Below are 17,211 nucleotides of genomic sequence, written 5' to 3'. Positions count from 1 at the left end.
GCCAGCGTGGCGGCCCCCGGCGTCCTTCACTGGGACAAGCCGCCGCACCGAGAGGGAACCACCATGCGCACCCAAAATCCCGATTCCAATAACCAACCGGCACCGGCCCTTCGCCGCAGGACCTTCCTGGGAGGCGTGGCCGGCACCACCGCCGCCGGACTCGCCGGCCTGAGCCTGCTCACTGCGCCCTCGGCCGTTCCGGCGCCGTCCGCCCCTGCCATCCCCGGCACGGATCTGGATCCGCTGGACCTGCTCAAACGGATGCTCTCCTTCGATACCCAGAACTTTGGAACCGGCGGCAATACCCGGCCCCATGCAGAGATGCTGCAGGAGGTCTGGTCCCGCGCCGGAGTTCCCGTGGAGATCGTGGACACCCCGCAGCCCAACAACGTGCACCTGATCGCCCGGATTCCGGGCACCGGGCGGGCAGAGCCGCTGCTGCTGTTGGGCCACTCCGACGTAGTGCCCGTTGAACGGGAGAACTGGACGGCGGACCCCTTCAGCGGCGAGATCCGCAACGGCGAAATCTACGGACGCGGTGCCCTGGACATGAAGGGAGCCAACGCCGCTTCCATCACGGCCCTCCTGCGGCACCTCAGCGAAGGCGCCCGCTTCGACCGGGACATCATCGTCCTCACGGACTGCGACGAGGAGGCGGGGTCCTTTGGTTCCCGCTGGCTCGCGGCCAATTACTGGGAGAAGCTCGACGCCGGTTCCGTGCTCACCGAGGGCGGCTGGTTCCTGGCCCAGGACGATGGAACCACCCCCATGCTCATCAGCGCCACGAGGCAGGACAAGGTCTACTTCAACATCGACCTCATCGCACGGGGCACCGCGACCCACTCGTCCAAACCGCTCGGCGATGCCGCCATCGTCACCCTGGCCCGCGCCGTCGCGAAACTGGGTGACTGGCAGGCGCCGGTCTATCTCACGGATGTGACCCGCGAGTACTTCCGCGCCCTGGCCGATGCCACCACCAACCGGAGGTTCGCCCAGGCCCTGCGGAGGATGCTGGAAGCACGGAATCCACAGACCCTGGAACGCTGGGCGCGCATGGTCATCGCCAAGTCGCCCTACCCCGCACTGCACGGCGCACTGCTGCGCACCACCCACGCATTCGTCATCGAAAACGCCGGCTACAAGGAGAATGTCATTCCCTCCAGCGCAGAAGCACGGATCAACTGCCGTGCCATTCCCGGCGGCCAGAAGCCGCGGGAATTCCTGGCCCAGGTGCGCGACCAGCTGTCCCGGAAAGACGTGGAAGTTCGGATAGCGGCACCGGACGGTATCTCGGAAGAGGATTATCTGAATACGCTTGACCAGACGTGGGCCACCCCTCCGGCGGATACCGGCACCGATCTGTTCCGGGCATTGAAATCGGCGGCGCGGGACACCTATCCGGGGGCCCGCTTCACCCCAGCCCTGTTCGAGGCGGGGACCAGCCTGGCACCGTGGCGCGACCGCGGAATACCGGGGTACGGCGTGTACCCCTATGTCCTCAGCAACGCCCAGCTGATCGGGATGCACGGCAATGACGAACGCATTTTCACCGCCGCGCTCCAGCAGGGCACGGACTACATGTACTCCGTGTTCTCCCGGTTCAGGGTTTAGCTGTGAGTTAGTGTCGGTGCGTTCCCAAAGTTGCCGGCAGAGGAAAAACACATGGCCCTGAAATGCGCAGTGCTCGACGATTACCAGCACGTCGCCACCCGGTTCGCCAACTGGACCGAGCTCGGCGACCAGGTTGAACTGACGGTGTTTCCGGATCACCTCACCGGGGAGGACGGACTGGCACAGCGGCTGGCCGCGTTCGACGTCGTTGTCCTCATGCGCGAACGCACGCCGTTTCCGGCCGGTCTCCTTGCGAGGCTTCCCCGGCTGAAGCTGCTGGTGACCACCGGTATGCGCAATGCCGCGGTCGACCTGGAGGCGGCCCGGGCGCAGGGCGTGACAGTCTGTGGAACGGAGAGCAACTCCGCGCCGCCGGCGGAGCTGACCTGGGCTCTGATCCTGGGTCTTGCCCGGCATCTGGTTCCGGAGACAGCCGCACTGCGGAACAGCGGACCCTGGCAGCACACCGTGGGCACCGATCTGCAGGGCGCCACCCTTGGGCTGCTGGGGCTGGGCAAGATCGGATCGCAAGTTGCCCGGGTTGGAAACGCATTCGGCATGGAGGTCACCGCATGGAGCTCAAACCTCACGGCGGATCGCGCGGAGGCGGCGGGTGCCCGGCTTGCAGCCTCCAAGGAAGAGCTGCTGGCCGCTTCCGACGTCGTTTCCATCCACCTGGTGCTCAGTGAGCGCACGCGGGGGCTGCTTGGAGCCGGGGAACTCGCCCTGATGAAGCCCACTGCGTACCTGGTGAACACGTCGCGGGCTGCCATTGTGGATCAGGCCGCACTGCTCGATGCGTTGGAGCAGGAAAGCATTGCCGGGGCCGGGCTGGACGTCTTCGAGGAAGAGCCGCTGCCGGCGTCGTCCCCGTTCCGGAAGCTGCCCAACGTCCTGGCAACGCCCCACCTTGGCTACGTGACCGAACGGAACTACGGCACGTTCTTTCCGCAGGTTGTGGAGGACATTTCGGCATTCCTGGCCAGCAGTCCCGTGCGGATGGTGTAGCTGGCCTGGAGTCTGCGGCGGCGGGTGGCAGGCGGTGGCGGGCGAATTCCACCCGGTTTGGGAAAACCCGCCCAGTTTGGGAAAATCCGCCCGGTCCGCAGCGTCCGGAATTTCCCAAAACGCAGGGAAATACCCAAAGCGGCCGCGGAACTGGGCATCCGGTGGTGGACGCTTCCGCCCGGAGCCGCCGTCGGAAAGGCGCCGCGTTCCGGTCACCCGATCCGCAGCGCCTCCGGGTTAGGCCGGCTGGTAGGCGCCGGCCACCCCTGCCAGGGCATCCAGCGAGGAGATCACCACGTTCGCCGACTGCGTTGCTGCGTCATCCACCTGGTCACGGAAATCATCTTCGGCTGCCGGGCCGCACAGGTCGGAGATGCCGCGGACGGAAATGAACGGAACCCCAAAAACGAAGCAGGTCTGAGCAATCGCGGAGGACTCCATATCCGTTGCCAGCGCACCGGGGAAACTGCCGGTAATCAGTTCAGCTCTGGCGGGAGTGACAAAGTTGTAGCTGGAGACCATCAGGCCGTGGTGCAGGGGAATGGTTCCCTCGGACTGGGCCAAACGAATGGATTCGGTCAGGTGCTCCGGGACCGGATAGTTTTCGGGCATCCCCGGTACCTGGCCGAGCTTGTAGCCGAAGGCACGGGCGTCGGCGTCCACATTGATGTATTCGGATCCCACCACGACGTCGCCCACCCGGACATCGGCTCCCAGTCCGCCCGCGCTGCCGGCACTGATCACTACCGGCTGCTCATTGCTGCCATCGGCGCGCTGCGCTTCGAGGATGGCGGTGGTTGCGGCTCCGGCGGCGTTCACGAGGCCAATGCCGGTTCTGACAAGTACAACGGGGTGGCCGCCCAGAACGGCGTCGCGGTGAATTGCGTTCCCGATCTGCCGGCCCTCGCCTACCTCCTCTGCGCGTTCGACAAAGGGGGCAAGCTCGTCATCCATGGCGACGAGGATGACAAATGCAGCTGAACTCACGCGTACACCACATCCCAGCCGGCACGGTCCGCAAGGAAGCGGGTGGCCGCTGCCTGTGCTGCTTCAAGGGAGTGGTTGGCACCCCAGCCGCACTGAACCTCATTGGCAGCAGGAACTGACTCTGCGCGCAGAACGTCATTCAAGGTCACCTCGACCAGAGCAGCCACCTCATCAAAGGCCGGAGCGCCCTGCATCATCAAATAGAAACCCGTCTGGCAGCCCATCGGAGAGAAATCAATCACCTTGTCTGAGTGATTGCGCGAATGCTCGGCAAAAAGGTGCTCCAGGGAGTGCACGGCATCCATTTCGAGGTGGGCCGCGTTGGGCTGAGTGAACCGCACGTCAAACTTGGTAATCACGTCACCGCCCGGAAGCTGCTTTGTGTCGGCAACCCGGATGTAGGGTGCCGCAACAAGACGGTGGTCGAGGTTGAACGATTCCACATTCATGCGCTCTTGATCCATCTTCATCCTTCTGTTCTGTTCGAGGTGGGCGTTCCGCCATCCAGGCCCAGGAACCCCCGGCCCCGGCAACCGCAGTGAGCGGCGGGGACAACAGACCAGACTATAGGGTCAAGCTGAACAAATTCCTGAATGTCGCTGACGCACGGCGTAAAGGTGACAAACAACGCAACACACAGGATCGGTGGTGAGCCGCCCGAAGTCCGGAACGCCGGGTGTCGTCCGGGCGAGGTCCCTCCGCTTTGGGAAGAAGCGACCGGTACGCAGAGGCAGGGATTTCCCAAACCGGAGGAGAATCCCGCCAGCGGCAGCGAGCTCCCCGGTTCGCGGGTGAGTGCGGCAGGATGGACCAATGACCACTGCAAAAACCGTGCTGCTGTTCCTCCTGGCTGCCGCCGCCGAAATTGGCGGCGCCTGGATGGTGTGGCAGGCCGTCCGGGAGGACCGGGCCTGGTGGTGGGCCGGGCTCGGAGTGATTGCGCTGGGGCTGTACGGTTTTGTGGCAACGCTGCAGCCGGACGCACACTTCGGCCGGATCCTGGCCGCATACGGCGGTGTGTTTGTGGCGGGATCACTCGCCTGGGGAATGGTCTTCGACGGCTTCCGCCCGGACCGCTGGGACATCGCCGGTTCGATCATCTGCCTGGTGGGTGTCGCCGTCATCATGTTTGCACCGCGGACGGCGGCCGCCTGATGACGGACTCGCGCCGCGACGTTCTCGCTGCCCTGTACGCCGACGTCGTGCTGGACAACCTGCGCCGGCCCTACCCGTTCGCCTCGCACCATGTTCAGGCCTCTCCTGAGGACCGGCCGAGCCCGCGCGAGGTGCACCCCAGCTTCCACACCTCTTTTGACTGGCACTCATGCGTGCACATGCACTGGTTGGGTGTGAGCCTGCTGGAATACGGGCTCGACGACGGGCGGGAAGCCGCCCTGCGAGCGGAGCTGGACGCCACTCTGACCCCTGAAAACCTGTCCGCTGAAGGCTCCTATCTGCGCGCCAACCCGGGATGGGAACGTCCCTATGGCTGGGCTTGGCTGATGCGCCTCGCCGGCGCTGCGGCCGCGTCGGCAGACCCGCAGATTTCCGGATGGGGAAAAGCACTGGATCCGCTGGCGGATGATGTGGCTCACCTGGTGGAACGCTGGGCCGCGAAAGTGGAGCACCCCGTCCGGCACGGCATCCACACCAACACGGCTTTCGGCCTGGGAATGCTGTACAGCTCCTTTCGTGCACTGGGACGAGCAGAAGCAGCCAAGACCTGCGCCGGCGCCGCGCTCAAGTGGTTCGCCGGTGACACCGGCTGGGCCGCAGAGTGGGAGCTCAGCGGCCAGGACTTCCTCTCAGCCGGTCTCAGCGAGGCTGATCTCATGGCACGGATTATGGATCCGGCCGCCTTCGCCGAATGGTTCGCCGCCTTTCTGCCGGGCTTGTCGGCGTCGTCCCGTATTCTGCAGCCGGTCTCCGTGACCGATGAAACCGACGGTTACATGGTCCATCTGCACGGCTTGAATCTTTCGCGCGCCGGCCAGGCCGCCCGGATCCTGCCGGTGCTGGAGAGAGCCGGAGAGGCAGGAGCGGCAGATGCAGCAGTACTGCGGGCCGGGCTCGATTCACTGCTCGACGCCGGTTTGGACGCCGTGGTCACCGCGGAATTCATGTCCTCGCACTGGCTGGCCAGCTTCGCCTGGGACGGGCTCTGCAGCAGGGCAGCGCTGACGGACTAACCCCTCTCGGATTGCATTTCACATTGCCGGGGATTCTCGGCAGAAAGTGTCATAGTGAAGCTATGAATGGACCCGGGGTACCAGCCGCTGCGAATACATCGGACCGCTTGTACGGTCGAATCGACCGGCTCTTTCTGCTGTTTCTTATTCTGGAGTTCGCAGCGTGGGCGCTGTTCCCTGGCCTGCCCCTTGTCGTGGCTCTGGCTTCCCTGAAAACGCTGCTCCGTTTCTCGAAGTGGCGGCTGAGCGTCCTCTGGGTTGTTGCGGCAATGGCGACCCTGATCGTGATTGCACCGTTCATTATCGGATGGCTGGGGCTGAGCACTTTCTCGGAAAGCACCATCACACCCACCGCGCCGGCGGGCTGACGGGACGGCTCTACGCAGCCCTGGACCGGATTGTCACGGCCGGAGCCCGGGGCAGCCTGGATCGGACCGGTAATCCGGGGGTACCCGAAACCCGGGCCTGATCGGTATATTCAGCCCCGGAGCAACCCGATCGGTTGCCGACTCCAGGAAAGGCGCGGGCATGGCGAAGCTGGATTTACGGGTGCGGTTAATCGGACAAGCGCTGCGCAGGGTATCGGTCACAGGAAAGAGCGAGGAGCAGATCCTCGCCGATCAACAGCGTTCAATCGGGCACAACCCGGTCCTGGACTGGCTGCTGGGCGGACTCGCCCCCGGCGTGGACGTCAGCGATGACACTGCGGCCGGCGCTGAGGGCAGAATTCCCGTGCGCATCTACCGCCCGCACGGGGCCGCCGGCACGCTGCCGCTCGTGATCCTGATTCACGGCGGCGGCTGGACCAGCGGAAACCTGGACACTTATGACTGGCTGGGCAGCAGCATTGCCAAGGGGGCAGGCGCCGTCGTCGTCTCCCTGGACTACCGGCTGGCCCCTGCGCACCGGTGGCCGGCTGCAGCAGAAGACTGCTATGCGGCTCTGGTGGATGTCACGGCCCGCGCACCGCAGTGGCGGGCGGACAGCGGCAGGCTCGCCGTCGTCGGAGACAGCGCGGGAGGCAACCTTGCCGCCGTCCTGACGCTCATGGCGCGCGACCGGTCCGGCCCTGCCATCACCTGGCAGGGCCTGATCTATCCCGCCACCGATCTCACCCTGGGCAGTGCCTCTCTGGAGGAGAACGCGGATGCACCGGTGCTCACCAAGAGTGATGTCCTCGCCTTCCGCAGCCATTACGTGCCCGACGACGGCGACCGCAGCAATCCTTACGCCTCGCCGCTTCTGGCCCCGGACCACAGCGGACTGCCTCCGGCCCTCATCCAGGTGGCTGAACATGACCCCATCCGTGATGACGGCCTGCGCTACGCGGAAGCCCTGCGCGCAGCCGGCGTCCCGGTCCGTGTCACCACCTATGTGGGAATGCCGCACGGCTACCTGGCCTTTCCGAAGCTGTGCCGCAGCGCTCCGCAGGCACTGGCGGAACTGTGCACGGAGCTGCGGGGCCAGCTGGCTCCGCAGCTCGCCTTGTAGCGGCACCTTTCCCGGCCCGTCAGGGAAGTTGTCAAGAAGCCGTTGACAAGAATGTGGTGTCAAGCTCTAATTGACACATGAAAACTCAACGCGCCGCCTTCGCCGTCCTCGCGGTCCTGATGTTCGTAATCGGCGCTGCCGTGCTGGCCCTCTGGCTTGTGCTGGACCTGCACGGATTCTTCAAGGGAATGTGTCAGGGGGCCGGATTCATGCTCCTGGCCGGAAGTGTCTTCATCGCTGTCCGGTACGCCCGCAAGGGGAGCAAAGGTGGCGAGACCGCCGACTGGCTGCCCAGCAGGGACGGCAACGGTACCAGCGGCTGGCTGCCGGGCCGCAACGGCGAGCGCCGATGACGCGCACCGCACCCGAGGACCTGCAGGAGCAGATCGGCACCCTGATTCTCGGAACGTATGACGACGCCGGCAAACTCACCGAGGCGGACCACCTCGCTCTTGTCAGCCGGGCCGCCGCGGCAGAACAGGCCAGCCAGGAGCTGCAGCGGCGGGCTGTCACGGCAGCCCGCAGTGCCGGGATCAGCTGGGCTGCCCTGGGCCGGGAACTTGGCATGACGCGGCAGGCGGTGCAGCAGCGTTTTGGAGGCAGGACCGATCCCGCGAAGTCCGGCGCCATGGAGACCAGTGCCGTGCAGACCGGCGCCCGGGAGCGCTGGCTTGGGCCGGTCACCGCCTTCAATGAAATGGCGGAACTGGAGCTGGCGGGCCGGCTGGGTTGGCGAACGGTTGGAGCCGACGTCCTGCGGCACCGGATGCTGCGCACTGACACGCAGTGGGAGCACCGCCGGGTGCTGTGGACCAAACCTTCACACTTCTATGAGACGGACGGCTGGGAAGTCGGCTGCCGTGCCTTTCCGTGGCTGTACCTCGTTCGCGACCTGCACAAAGCCCCCGAACAGGACGCATCCGGGGGCTAAGCAGGACAAGGGACAGTTCCCTTTTACTCCATCTTCACGCCGCTGAGCTGGCTGACAGCTTCCGGATCGCTGTGGTCAAAGAACTGGGTTTTGCCCGTGTCCAGATCTGCGATGGCTGCCATTTCCTGCGGGCTCAGCTCAAAGTCGAACACGTCCATGTTGGCCGCCATCCGGTCCGGCTGCACCGTTTTGGGGATCACCACAATTTCACGCTGGATCAGCCAGCGCAGCACCACCTGGGCAACAGACTTCCCGTGCTCGGAGCTGATGGTGCTGAGCGTGGGGTTTCCGAAGAGGTTGTTCTTCCCTTCCGCGAAGGGTGCCCAGGACTCATGCCGGACGCCGTGGGTATGCATCAGCTCATTCTCGACCGCCCGCTGGTAGAACGGATTCGTTTCGATCTGGTTCACCGCCGGGGTGACGTTGTTGTGGAGGATCAAGTCCAGCAGCCGGTCGGATCCGAAGTTGGAAACCCCGATCGCCCGGGCACCGCCGTCGTTGAAGATCTGTTCCATCGTGCGCCATTCTCCGTAGACGTCACCGAAGGGCTGGTGGATCAGATACAGATCCACGTAGTCCATGCCCAGGTTCCGGAGCGAGGTTTGAAAAGCGGAGAGCGTGGTTGCTTCGCCGTTGTCCTGGATCCAGAGTTTGGTGGTGATGAACAGTTCATCGCGCGGGATGCCGCTCTTCTGCACCGCGCGGCCCACAGCGTCTTCGTTTTGATACGCGGCAGCCGTGTCCAATGACCGGTAACCGGCGTTCAGGGCGTTCGTGACCGCTTCTTCGGTTTTCTCGGGCGGTATTTGATACACGCCGAAACCGAGAATCGGCATGACCACGTCGTTATTGAGGGTGACGTACTCCATCGGGTTTCCTTTCAGTGGCAGCGTTCCTGCCGGTTACGTTCGGGGTTCCAGCCTCTCCGTAGCCCCTTGGCCGTCGGAGGCAGCGGGCTCGGACGGGGGATCTGACCGGAGGAGGCGAGTACGCCGTCGTCGAGCGTTTACGACCCTTCGACAGTACAAGCGGAAGCTGTCCCGCGGGAGGGGCGGAGCTGCCAATCCCGGCTCCGGACCCGGAACTTTCCCGCCACAATCGTTGCCGCGGACCCGGGCCATGAGACTCGCAAATGATGTGGCAGGGACAGGTCAATACACTGGGGCCATGAGCAGCCCCGCAGAGGTAGAAACCGCACGGCAGAGCGCACTGAAGCACTTCCAATGGATAGACGGGCAGGCGGATACATGGTCCATGCTCGGCGAGCCCGAATCATTGAGGGCCGTTGTCAGGGGGCTGGCGCACTTGGCCGCTCAACAGCAACCGAACCTCGTCGTCGGCATAGAGTCCCGGGGGTTTGCCCTGGCTCCCGCGGTCGCTCTTGCTCTCGGGGTGGGCTTTTGTCCTATCCGCAAGAGCGGCAGTTTGTTCCCGGGGGACGTTGCGGGACAGCTGACCGAACCGGATTACCGGGGCAACCGGACAATGCTCCTCGCCCGTAAAGATCAGTTCACACGCGGCCAGCGCGTGGTCCTGGTTGATGACTGGATTCAAACCGGCAGCCAGGCCGGCGCCGCAGCCAAACTGATCAGCAGCTGCGGCGCCGAGGTTGTCGGCGTCATTGTCATTGTGGATGAAGCAAGCCGGGAAGCCCGGCTCAGGCTTCCACCTGTTCGGGCGCTTCTCAGCGCTGCCGAACTGCCCTAAGCACTGGAGGATTGAGGACGGGCAGGAAGATTGAGGGCCTACATAACGTATCCGGGAGCCGGGGCGTCGTCGGCAATACAGCGGAACCCGCTGCGTACGGCCACTGCCCGTGATGCGGTGTTGCGGGCATCGACGCGAATGATCGCGCGCTTGCAAGCAACCTGATCGGCAAGCTGACTGCACATCAGGAGAACGGCGGCTGTCGCAACGCCCTGACGCCGAGCCCAGGGATGAACGGCATAGGCGAGATTAACGTCGCCGGCGGCGGGCATGTCCTTCGCGTCCGGGTCGAAATCGATATAGCCGGCGAGCCGGCCATCCGCCCAGATCCCGAAGCCCCGTTTGCCTTCCCCTGCCCTCGCATTCGCAGCCAATACCGCGAAATGCCGGCGCGTTGATTCGTCCGTGCTTGGCACCTCGGAGAGCCATCGAATCACCTCAAAGTCCTCACCCGCGACATGTGCTTCAACGTCCTCATCCGTGAGCGGCCGCAATTCAATCATGGGCCTAACGTACAGCGCCGCCATCCGAGCCTGTTGCACCGTCATAGGTGTTGACGCCGAAAACACGGGAGTAGGTCTGCAGACTAATGGCCCGAACGAGCGGTAAATAATATCTCCTGGATTTCGTGCAAATGGTTGCGCCGGGACAGCAAACCGAATCCAATAGTCCAATGACCAACGATCCCGGCACAGCCACATCGAAAACACAGCCCGGCCTGAAGCGGGCAATCGGCGTGCCGCTGCTGTTCGCGTTCATTGTGGGTGACACCCTCGGAGCCGGCATCTACACCCTTGTGGGCACCATGGCCGCCGATGTTGGTGGTGCACTCTGGATACCGCTGCTGATCGCGCTGGTCGTCGCGATGCTCACTGCCACGACGTACGCGGAACTGATCACCAAGTACCCGCACGCCGGAGGAGCCGCCCGCTACGCCGACCGGGCCTTTGGCATCCCCTACGTGTCCTTCCTCGTCGGCTTCCTCATGATGGCCTCAGGAATCACCACAGCCGCTGCGCTTGCGAACGCCTTTGCCGGTGACTATCTCACTGCGCTCATCGACGTTCCGGCAGCCCCCGCAGCGGTCGTGTTCATCATCCTGCTGACCCTGATCAACCTTCGCGGCGTACGGGAGTCCCTCGGCGCGAACCTCGTCGCCTCCATCATCGAGGTAACCGGCCTCGTCATCGTGATCGTCGTCGCCGGCATCGTCTTCACCTCCGGCAACGGAGAACCGTCCCGGCTCCTTGAGTTCGCACCGGATGTGCCACCCCTCCAAGGCGCCTTCGCCGCATCGATCGTTGCCTTTTTCTCGTTCCTCGGTTTTGAATCGGCAGCAAACATGGCCGAAGAAGTACGCAACCCGTCCAAGGCCTACCCCCGCGCACTGTTCGGCGCCATCGGCACCGCCGGGTTCGTCTATCTCCTCATCGCCATCGGCGCTGTCATTGTCCTGCCCCCGGCCGAGCTGGCCGAATCCACCGGACCTCTCCTCGACGTCGTCGCCGCCAGCGGGGTGGGAATCCCGCCCGGAGTATTCAGCATCATCGCCCTGATAGCCATTGCCAATGGAGCGCTGCTGTTCATGGTGATGGCCAGCCGTGTGGGCTACGGATTATCAGAAGCAGAACTGCTCCCCCGTGCTTTCAGCCGTGTGCTGCCGGGCCGCGGCACCCCCTGGGTCTCCATCATTGTCGTGGCCGCACTGACGATCGTCCTCACCCTTACCGGAAACCTCGCCACCTTGGCCGAAACCACCGTGCTGCTTCTGCTCCTGGTGTTCCTTTCTGCCAATGTCAGCGTCCTCGTCCTTAAAAAGGACAAAGTTGACCACGACCACTTCAGCGCCCCCCGATTCATGCCGATCCTCGCGATCATTGCGAGCGTCGCACTTCTCACCCAACAGTCCGCGACCATCTGGCTCGGCGCCGGCGCTTATATAGTCGTGGGATCCCTGCTGTTCCTCGCAGCCCGGGCCGGACGCAAACACGAGGAACGCGCAAACGCCAGCTGATTTCCGCCCCCGCCGTTGGCGGCATTTCCCACACCGGAGTGCCGGAATTATCAGCTGCAACTGCGGCGCGTCGCCATATCACAGATGAATATTTCAACGTTCTCCATTTTGCCGTTCGCCTGGAGTACGCCAACCGCCACGCCCAGCAGCACAATAAGGACGAGCGCTGTGACGACGGTGAAACGCTTCCAATCGAATTTTCTGCTTTGCATGGGTCGAGCTTCGCAGAAAGCACCCTGAATATTTAAAAGCGCTGCTCAAATCCGGGTTGACCATGAGGTTTTGGGAAACCTGTAAATTAAGAACCATGACTGAACGTGTGGGACAGCTTGCGTCCATTTCCCTTGATTGCCCTGATACAGATGCGTTGGCGGCGTTCTATTGCGCTCTCTTGGGTCTGGAGGAAGCGTTTGCCACGCCCGACCGCGGCGTGGTGGCACTGTCCGGAGCCGGACCCATGCTCACGCTGATGCGTGCCGATGACTATGCTGCCCCCTCCTGGCCGGATGGCCCCCAGCACCAGCAGATGCATCTGGATATAGCCGTGGACAACGTGGACTCAGCCGCAGACGCAGCAGTACGGTTGGGCGCGCAGGCCGCTGAACACCAGCCGGCACCCGATCAGTGGCGGGTACTGCTTGACCCCGCAGGCCACCCGTTCTGCCTCACCGCTGTACGGCCGGACTAAGCACTCACCAGGGTCCCGGCTCGGGCGGGTTGCCGGCGCTGCCCGCCCTGCCGGTTTTCAAGCCTGTTTCACCGGCTGCTGAAGTTCAGTCACCCAGTCCGACTGGTCCTCGGACACCGCACGGACGTACACCTCCCGGCACGGCCCGGAGGGAGCGAATCCGCGGGCGGTCATTTCGGTGTGGACGGCCTGCCAGCTGTCTCTGATTCCGTCCATGGACCCCAAATGAACGCCGCAGATGGCGATTGGCACCGAGGGCAGGTCCACCACTTCCACGCCGTCGGGCGCGCCCGAGGTGACGGCATAGCCGGCGAGAATGTGCAGACCGTCCTCGGCCCTTTCATACCGGGCGATTGGCCGGTCCAGCGGAACATCCGCGAAGGCCAGGATGTCCCCCACGGCGTCGAACAGCGGCCCGACGACGCCGGCCACCTCCGGCTGCCCGGCAACCACGGCGGCGCGGGCGGCCAGCCGGACGGCGGGCAGGGACTTGGTGACGATCTCGATCTCTGACATGGCATATTCCTTTTCCATGAGGTGGAGCCTGCGCTCACCATAGATGAGCCCGGCAGAAGCCGTCCGTTGTTCGCATGGTACCGCTGATATTTTCCACATGGGCGGGTACCGGTCCCGCTGAAGCTTCTACTGCGTATGCTGTCCGACATGATGACACGCGTGCTCTCCGCCCTTCTTATTCCGCTGGACGCACCATGAGCGGCCGCATCGTCCTGTTCGGCGCCACCGGATATACCGGCGCCCTGGTGCTGGACTCACTGCTGCGACGGGGTCTGCGGCCGGTTCTGGCCGGACGCAATACCGATGCGTTGGCCGGGCTGGCTCGGCAACACTCCGGATTGGACTATGCCCCCGCAGACGCAGGCGATCCGGACAGCATCCGCCGGCTGCTGGACCCCGGTGACGTGCTGATCAGTACCGTGGGTCCCTTCGAGCGGTTCGGGCTTGGGGTGGCCGAGGCGGCGGTGCAGGCCGGAGCCCGCTACATCGACACCACCGGGGAGGTGGGGTTTGTGCGCACTCTGCAGGAGAAGTTCGGGACCCGCGCGAAGGAAACCGGCACCGTGCTGCTGCCCGCCTTCGGATATGACTACGTCCCGGGAATTCTTGCCGGCGCCATGGCAGCCGAGCAGGCCGGAGATGCCGGACGGGCGCTCGACGTCGGCTATTTCACCTCCGGCTCGCTGCTTCCCGGACTGAGCCACGGCACCCGAAGCACACTGCGCGACGGGCTGTTCCTGCCGGCCGTGCGCTTCGCCAACGGACGCCTGGTGGAAGAACGGACGGCGGCAGACGTTCATGTTTTTCCGGTGAGTGGAACGCGCCGGGGACGCAAAACAGGAATACTGGTTCCGGGCACTGAGGTGCTCTTCCTGCCCGGCGCATTTCCCCAGCTGGACAGCGTATCGGTGTATAACGGCTGGTTTTCCCCGTTCAGCCGGGCAATAAGCGTGATGTCCGCGGTGCCCTCCGCGGCGGGGCGGTCCGCCCGGGGCCGCCGGATCATGGAAAAACTGACGGCGCCGATCATCGGGAAACCGGGTGGACCGGACAGTGCCCGGCGGGCTAAAACCCGCACCCGGGCGGTTGCCACCGTGACGGGACCCAACGGGGAACTGCTGTCTTCCGTGCAGCTCACCGGCCCCAACGTGTACACCCTGACCGGTGAGCTGATCGCGTGGGGAGCCGAGCAGCTGCGCGACCGGCAGGATCTGGACCCCGGAGTGGCCAGTCCCCTCAGTGCCTTCGGTCTTGAGGGGCTGGCACGGGGATGCGCCGACGTCGGCCTGGTGCCGGTGAACGCACGCCGGGACTAGAAGATTTCGCCGGGTTTCTTCCAGCCCGGCCCCGCCGGCTACACCGAGCGGGTCTCGCCCGCCCGGTCGGCAAAGGCCGCCTCCAGATTCCCCACCAGCGCTTCTTCCACCCGGCGTCCCATGTCCCGGATTTCCTCGTCGTCGGCCGGAACCATCTCGTGTCCAGCGGTTTCAAGCACCAGGGCGCTCTGCCGGCGGATCTCTTCGCGCTGCGTATCGTTGACGGCGGTGGCCGCGCAGTCCCGCAGGAGCCGCAGCACCGCGGTCAGGACAATGGGCTCCGAATCGGCAAACCGGCGAACCGGCCCGCAGACCATATCCAGGAAGTAGCGGTAGTCCCGGCCCATGGTGACCAGCCGGAGCACGCCGTCGTTATCCCGATGTGCCTCCGGACCCAGCCGGCGGCGCTGCAGGTCCACCAGCAGATCCGCGCAGTATCCGGTGGCGTGGGCAGCGGTGATGGGGTCATTGATGCTGGGGGAAATGGCCTTCACCGCGATGTCGGTCAGCTGCCGCAGCCCCAGGGCGGCGTCCTGTTCCGGGGTGCGCTCGTAGCCGATGTCCAGGGCCTCGGCCAGGGACTTTTGCACCGCCCCCAGCGGCACCTGCCCGCCGTCGTCGGCCCAGACCCGGGCCACCGGCGACCCGACCGTGATGTGGTCTCCGGGCTGCACCAGGACCCGCATGGCCAGCCGCCGCTTCTGGAGCATAGCCATCAGCGGCTTCCAGTCGATCGTCTGGATGATTCCGCTGCGCCCGCCGGCAACAAGCGTGCCTCCCGCGGGCTGGTCAAACTCCTGCACTTCCCCTGTCTCGGACACCAGATAGGTGTCCCGCAGGACCGCCAAGCAGTCCTGATGTGCGTTGAGCATCATGGTGTCCACCCGCAGGGAACGGGCAATGTGACCGATGAACAGCAGCAGCACAATGCCGGAGGCAATCCCCAGCACATACACCAGCCCGACCACCAGCACCGGAACCGGCCGGTTTGCATCCATTCCGTGCAGCCCGGTGATGCTGACCAGGAAGGTCCCCAGCAGCACACCCAGCACAGCCTGGGTCCGTGAGTCGCGGGCAAATTCTCGCAGCAGCCGGGGCGAGAACTGCTGCGAGGCCAGCTGCAGCGCCACCACGGTCAGGGAAAACGTGACGGTCGCAGCGGTCATCACGCTGGTGGCGACGGTCTGCAGCAGACTGGACGCGGCGTCGACGCCGGTGGGCCAGATCCACTGTGCCCAGGCCACCTCATCTCCCGGGCGCACCGGCATCAGCAGCAGGGTCAGGACCACTGCCGCCAGGGAAGCAGAGCTGGGCCAGAACCACAGGGATGCACGCAGGCGCTCCCGCGTGATGCGGAACCTCGGCTGCGGTCCGTGCGGATCATAGGCGACAGTGGTTGAACCATGAGCCATCGGAACCCCTCTGAACAAGGACTATTAATCAAGGAAAGTGAGCGTGCACCCAGTCTGCCCGGAAGACGTTGCGGTTCCAATCAGGTTCCGCCCCGCGCTGCACCTCACCACCATGCTTCCGGGCACCCGCTAGGCTGAAGCCCACCCGCACCCCTAGTGAGAGGCACTTCCTTATGACCCCCGGCTCCCGCCGCTTATCCAAACCCATGGCCGTCTCGGTCTCCCTGATCCTGGCAGGACTGCTGACGGCAGCTCCGGCGTCAGCCGTTGAACCGGTGCCGGCTCCTGCGCCGGCAGAGCTTGCCGCACCCCAGGGCACTCCGGCTCAAAGCAAGCAGCAAATCATCGACGTGTTCAACGGAATCAATGCCTTCCGTAAGGGCAAAGGCCTCAAGCCGCTGCGGATCGGTGCGAATGCTTCACTCGTGGCCCAGGAATGGTCCACCCGCATGGCGGACACAGCAAAATTGGAGCACTCCTCGGGGTACGCCAAGGACAAGCGGATTGAGCCCGGATTTGTATCCGCTGCCGAGAACGTCGCCTACAACAGCTACGGCACGGGCCAGTCCATGGTGGATCAGTGGATTAATTCCCCCGGGCACAACGCCAACATGAGCCGGCCCGCGGACAACGTCATGGGCGTGGGAATCGCGTTCGACAGGCAGGGCGTTTTCATGTGGGGAACCACCACGTACTACCAGTACGGGCAGGTGCCGCAAAAGACGTTTGCGACGGCGGAAGAGTATCTCGCCAGCCTTGCCGCCGTGCCGCCGGCTGTTTTCAAGGATGTCCCGAACGGTTCAGCCTTCGCCGAGGATATCCGCTGGATGACCGAGAAGGGCATCACCACCGGGTGGCCCGACGGAACCTTCCGTCCGCTGGACACTGTGCGCCGCGACGCCATGGCGGCCTTCCTGTACCGGCTGGCGGATTCCCCCCAGCACAAGCCGCAGAACATCTCCCCCTTCAATGATGTGTCTCCCAGCCAGCAGTTCTACAAGGAAATGACCTGGCTTGCCGGAACCAAGATCACCACCGGCTGGCCGGACGGAACCTTCCGCCCGCTGGACACCGTCCGCCGTGACGCCATGGCCGCCTTCCTGTACCGCAGCGCCGGTTCACCGGCCTACACCCCGCCGAAGACGTCCGTCTTCACCGATGTCAGCACGGGAAACCAGTTTTACAAGGAGATCTCGTGGCTTGCAGACCAGGGCATCTCCACCGGCTGGTCCCAGCCCAACGGCACCAGGACCTTTGCTCCGGGCCAGGCTGTGGCCCGTGATGCCATGGCCGCTTTCATGCACCGCTTCGATCAGCGGGGCTGGTAAACCCCGGCCGGGT

At 64.6% G+C, this 17,211-nt stretch carries 19 protein-coding genes; 13 read left to right on the top strand and 6 right to left on the bottom strand.

Annotated features, from left to right (window positions below; genetic code table 11):
- The first annotated feature begins 63 nt into the window (after positions 1 to 63).
- Positions 64 to 1,611, top strand: a complete 1,548-nt coding sequence (locus tag ACIQXM_RS13185; protein WP_400932182.1) for a M20/M25/M40 family metallo-hydrolase — start codon at positions 64 to 66, stop codon at positions 1,609 to 1,611.
- A gap of 51 nt (positions 1,612 to 1,662) precedes the next feature.
- Positions 1,663 to 2,619, top strand: coding sequence for a D-2-hydroxyacid dehydrogenase family protein (locus tag ACIQXM_RS13180; RefSeq protein WP_400932180.1), 957 nt, complete (start codon positions 1,663 to 1,665; stop codon positions 2,617 to 2,619).
- Positions 2,620 to 2,856: 237 nt separating this feature from the next.
- On the opposite strand, the gene mtnN is transcribed toward ACIQXM_RS13180, so the two are convergent.
- Together mtnN and ACIQXM_RS13170 are read right to left on the bottom strand one after the other, a co-directional pair.
- Positions 2,857 to 3,606, bottom strand: coding sequence for a 5'-methylthioadenosine/S-adenosylhomocysteine nucleosidase (gene mtnN, locus ACIQXM_RS13175; RefSeq protein ID WP_400932178.1), 750 nt, complete (start codon positions 3,604 to 3,606; stop codon positions 2,857 to 2,859).
- Positions 3,603 to 4,070 carry an S-ribosylhomocysteine lyase gene (locus ACIQXM_RS13170; protein ID WP_400932176.1) on the bottom strand — a complete coding sequence of 156 codons (468 nt, stop codon included), beginning with the start codon at positions 4,068 to 4,070 and terminating at the stop codon, positions 3,603 to 3,605. Before ACIQXM_RS13170 ends, mtnN begins: the two co-directional genes overlap by 4 nt.
- Before the next feature lie 349 nt (positions 4,071 to 4,419).
- Between ACIQXM_RS13170 and ACIQXM_RS13165 the strand changes: the two genes are divergently transcribed.
- The 6 genes from ACIQXM_RS13165 to ACIQXM_RS13140 all read left to right on the top strand — a co-directional run bounded on the left by ACIQXM_RS13165 (position 4,420) and on the right by ACIQXM_RS13140 (position 8,217).
- On the top strand, positions 4,420 to 4,761 hold the full coding sequence (locus ACIQXM_RS13165) for a YnfA family protein (RefSeq protein ID WP_400932174.1): 342 nt from the start codon (positions 4,420 to 4,422) through the stop codon (positions 4,759 to 4,761).
- Positions 4,761 to 5,795, top strand: a complete 1,035-nt coding sequence (locus tag ACIQXM_RS13160) for a DUF2891 family protein (RefSeq protein WP_400932172.1) — start codon at positions 4,761 to 4,763, stop codon at positions 5,793 to 5,795. Before ACIQXM_RS13165 ends, ACIQXM_RS13160 begins: the two co-directional genes overlap by 1 nt.
- 107 nt (positions 5,796 to 5,902) lie before the next feature.
- Positions 5,903 to 6,163, top strand: coding sequence for a hypothetical protein (locus ACIQXM_RS13155; RefSeq protein WP_400932170.1), 261 nt, complete (start codon positions 5,903 to 5,905; stop codon positions 6,161 to 6,163).
- Positions 6,164 to 6,323: 160 nt separating this feature from the next.
- Positions 6,324 to 7,286: an alpha/beta hydrolase gene (locus tag ACIQXM_RS13150; protein ID WP_400932168.1), complete on the top strand. Its 963-nt coding sequence runs from the start codon at positions 6,324 to 6,326 to the stop codon at positions 7,284 to 7,286.
- Positions 7,287 to 7,363: 77 nt separating this feature from the next.
- Positions 7,364 to 7,639 (top strand): hypothetical protein, encoded by a 276-nt coding sequence (locus ACIQXM_RS13145; RefSeq protein ID WP_400932166.1) that lies wholly within the window; start codon positions 7,364 to 7,366, stop codon positions 7,637 to 7,639.
- Entirely contained in the window at positions 7,636 to 8,217 is a 582-nt protein-coding gene (locus ACIQXM_RS13140; RefSeq protein ID WP_400932164.1) for a hypothetical protein, read from the top strand. The genes ACIQXM_RS13145 and ACIQXM_RS13140 overlap by 4 nt, the downstream gene beginning before the upstream one ends.
- 23 nt (positions 8,218 to 8,240) lie before the next feature.
- Here the strand turns inward: ACIQXM_RS13140 and ACIQXM_RS13135 are convergent, their stop codons facing one another.
- Positions 8,241 to 9,086 (bottom strand): aldo/keto reductase, encoded by an 846-nt coding sequence (locus ACIQXM_RS13135; protein WP_400932162.1) that lies wholly within the window; start codon positions 9,084 to 9,086, stop codon positions 8,241 to 8,243.
- 298 nt (positions 9,087 to 9,384) lie between these two features.
- Here ACIQXM_RS13135 and ACIQXM_RS13130 point away from each other — a divergent pair, with 298 nt between their 5' ends.
- Positions 9,385 to 9,924, top strand: coding sequence for a phosphoribosyltransferase family protein (locus tag ACIQXM_RS13130; RefSeq protein ID WP_400932160.1), 540 nt, complete (start codon positions 9,385 to 9,387; stop codon positions 9,922 to 9,924).
- A 38-nt stretch (positions 9,925 to 9,962) separates the two neighbouring features.
- On the opposite strand, the gene ACIQXM_RS13125 is transcribed toward ACIQXM_RS13130, so the two are convergent.
- The gene (locus tag ACIQXM_RS13125; protein WP_400932158.1) at positions 9,963 to 10,427 is read right to left on the bottom strand and encodes a GNAT family N-acetyltransferase; all 465 of its coding nucleotides are present in this window, start codon (positions 10,425 to 10,427) and stop codon (positions 9,963 to 9,965) included.
- A gap of 170 nt (positions 10,428 to 10,597) precedes the next feature.
- On the opposite strand from ACIQXM_RS13125, the gene ACIQXM_RS13120 reads away from it, so the two are divergent.
- Both ACIQXM_RS13120 and ACIQXM_RS13115 read left to right on the top strand, forming a co-directional pair.
- Entirely contained in the window at positions 10,598 to 11,938 is a 1,341-nt protein-coding gene (locus ACIQXM_RS13120; protein ID WP_400932156.1) for an APC family permease, read from the top strand.
- Between the two features lie 307 nt (positions 11,939 to 12,245).
- Positions 12,246 to 12,626, top strand: a complete 381-nt coding sequence (locus tag ACIQXM_RS13115; protein WP_400932154.1) for a VOC family protein — start codon at positions 12,246 to 12,248, stop codon at positions 12,624 to 12,626.
- Positions 12,627 to 12,683: 57 nt separating this feature from the next.
- Here ACIQXM_RS13115 and ACIQXM_RS13110 read toward each other — a convergent pair whose 3' ends face one another.
- Positions 12,684 to 13,142, bottom strand: coding sequence for a hypothetical protein (locus tag ACIQXM_RS13110; RefSeq protein WP_400932152.1), 459 nt, complete (start codon positions 13,140 to 13,142; stop codon positions 12,684 to 12,686).
- Between the two features lie 194 nt (positions 13,143 to 13,336).
- On the opposite strand from ACIQXM_RS13110, the gene ACIQXM_RS13105 reads away from it, so the two are divergent.
- Positions 13,337 to 14,458 (top strand): saccharopine dehydrogenase family protein, encoded by a 1,122-nt coding sequence (locus ACIQXM_RS13105; RefSeq protein WP_400932150.1) that lies wholly within the window; start codon positions 13,337 to 13,339, stop codon positions 14,456 to 14,458.
- A 38-nt stretch (positions 14,459 to 14,496) separates the two neighbouring features.
- Here the strand turns inward: ACIQXM_RS13105 and ACIQXM_RS13100 are convergent, their stop codons facing one another.
- On the bottom strand, positions 14,497 to 15,870 hold the full coding sequence (locus ACIQXM_RS13100; protein ID WP_400932148.1) for a DUF2254 domain-containing protein: 1,374 nt from the start codon (positions 15,868 to 15,870) through the stop codon (positions 14,497 to 14,499).
- 173 nt (positions 15,871 to 16,043) lie between these two features.
- Between ACIQXM_RS13100 and ACIQXM_RS13095 the strand changes: the two genes are divergently transcribed.
- On the top strand, positions 16,044 to 17,198 hold the full coding sequence (locus tag ACIQXM_RS13095; RefSeq protein WP_400932146.1) for an S-layer homology domain-containing protein: 1,155 nt from the start codon (positions 16,044 to 16,046) through the stop codon (positions 17,196 to 17,198).
- Positions 17,199 to 17,211 lie beyond the last annotated feature (13 nt).

The organism is Arthrobacter sp. NPDC097144, from assembly GCF_044762205.1.
Lineage (GTDB): Bacteria > Actinomycetota > Actinomycetes > Actinomycetales > Micrococcaceae > Arthrobacter_B.
This window is presented reverse-complemented; position numbering and strand designations above follow the sequence as displayed.

Coding starts and splice junctions, on each gene's coding strand:
- ACIQXM_RS13105 (WP_400932150.1), top strand. CDS start 13,337: ATGAGCGGCCGCATCGTCCTGTTCGGCGCCACCGGATATACCGGCGCC.
- ACIQXM_RS13165 (WP_400932174.1), top strand. CDS start 4,420: ATGACCACTGCAAAAACCGTGCTGCTGTTCCTCCTGGCTGCCGCCGCC.
- ACIQXM_RS13150 (WP_400932168.1), top strand. CDS start 6,324: ATGGCGAAGCTGGATTTACGGGTGCGGTTAATCGGACAAGCGCTGCGC.
- ACIQXM_RS13140 (WP_400932164.1), top strand. CDS start 7,636: ATGACGCGCACCGCACCCGAGGACCTGCAGGAGCAGATCGGCACCCTG.
- ACIQXM_RS13145 (WP_400932166.1), top strand. CDS start 7,364: ATGAAAACTCAACGCGCCGCCTTCGCCGTCCTCGCGGTCCTGATGTTC.
- ACIQXM_RS13135 (WP_400932162.1), bottom strand. CDS start 9,086: ATGGAGTACGTCACCCTCAATAACGACGTGGTCATGCCGATTCTCGGT.
- ACIQXM_RS13095 (WP_400932146.1), top strand. CDS start 16,044: ATGACCCCCGGCTCCCGCCGCTTATCCAAACCCATGGCCGTCTCGGTC.
- ACIQXM_RS13110 (WP_400932152.1), bottom strand. CDS start 13,142: ATGTCAGAGATCGAGATCGTCACCAAGTCCCTGCCCGCCGTCCGGCTG.
- ACIQXM_RS13120 (WP_400932156.1), top strand. CDS start 10,598: ATGACCAACGATCCCGGCACAGCCACATCGAAAACACAGCCCGGCCTG.
- ACIQXM_RS13130 (WP_400932160.1), top strand. CDS start 9,385: ATGAGCAGCCCCGCAGAGGTAGAAACCGCACGGCAGAGCGCACTGAAG.
- ACIQXM_RS13160 (WP_400932172.1), top strand. CDS start 4,761: ATGACGGACTCGCGCCGCGACGTTCTCGCTGCCCTGTACGCCGACGTC.
- ACIQXM_RS13125 (WP_400932158.1), bottom strand. CDS start 10,427: ATGATTGAATTGCGGCCGCTCACGGATGAGGACGTTGAAGCACATGTC.
- ACIQXM_RS13115 (WP_400932154.1), top strand. CDS start 12,246: ATGACTGAACGTGTGGGACAGCTTGCGTCCATTTCCCTTGATTGCCCT.
- ACIQXM_RS13185 (WP_400932182.1), top strand. CDS start 64: ATGCGCACCCAAAATCCCGATTCCAATAACCAACCGGCACCGGCCCTT.
- ACIQXM_RS13170 (WP_400932176.1), bottom strand. CDS start 4,070: ATGGATCAAGAGCGCATGAATGTGGAATCGTTCAACCTCGACCACCGT.
- ACIQXM_RS13100 (WP_400932148.1), bottom strand. CDS start 15,870: ATGGCTCATGGTTCAACCACTGTCGCCTATGATCCGCACGGACCGCAG.
- ACIQXM_RS13180 (WP_400932180.1), top strand. CDS start 1,663: ATGGCCCTGAAATGCGCAGTGCTCGACGATTACCAGCACGTCGCCACC.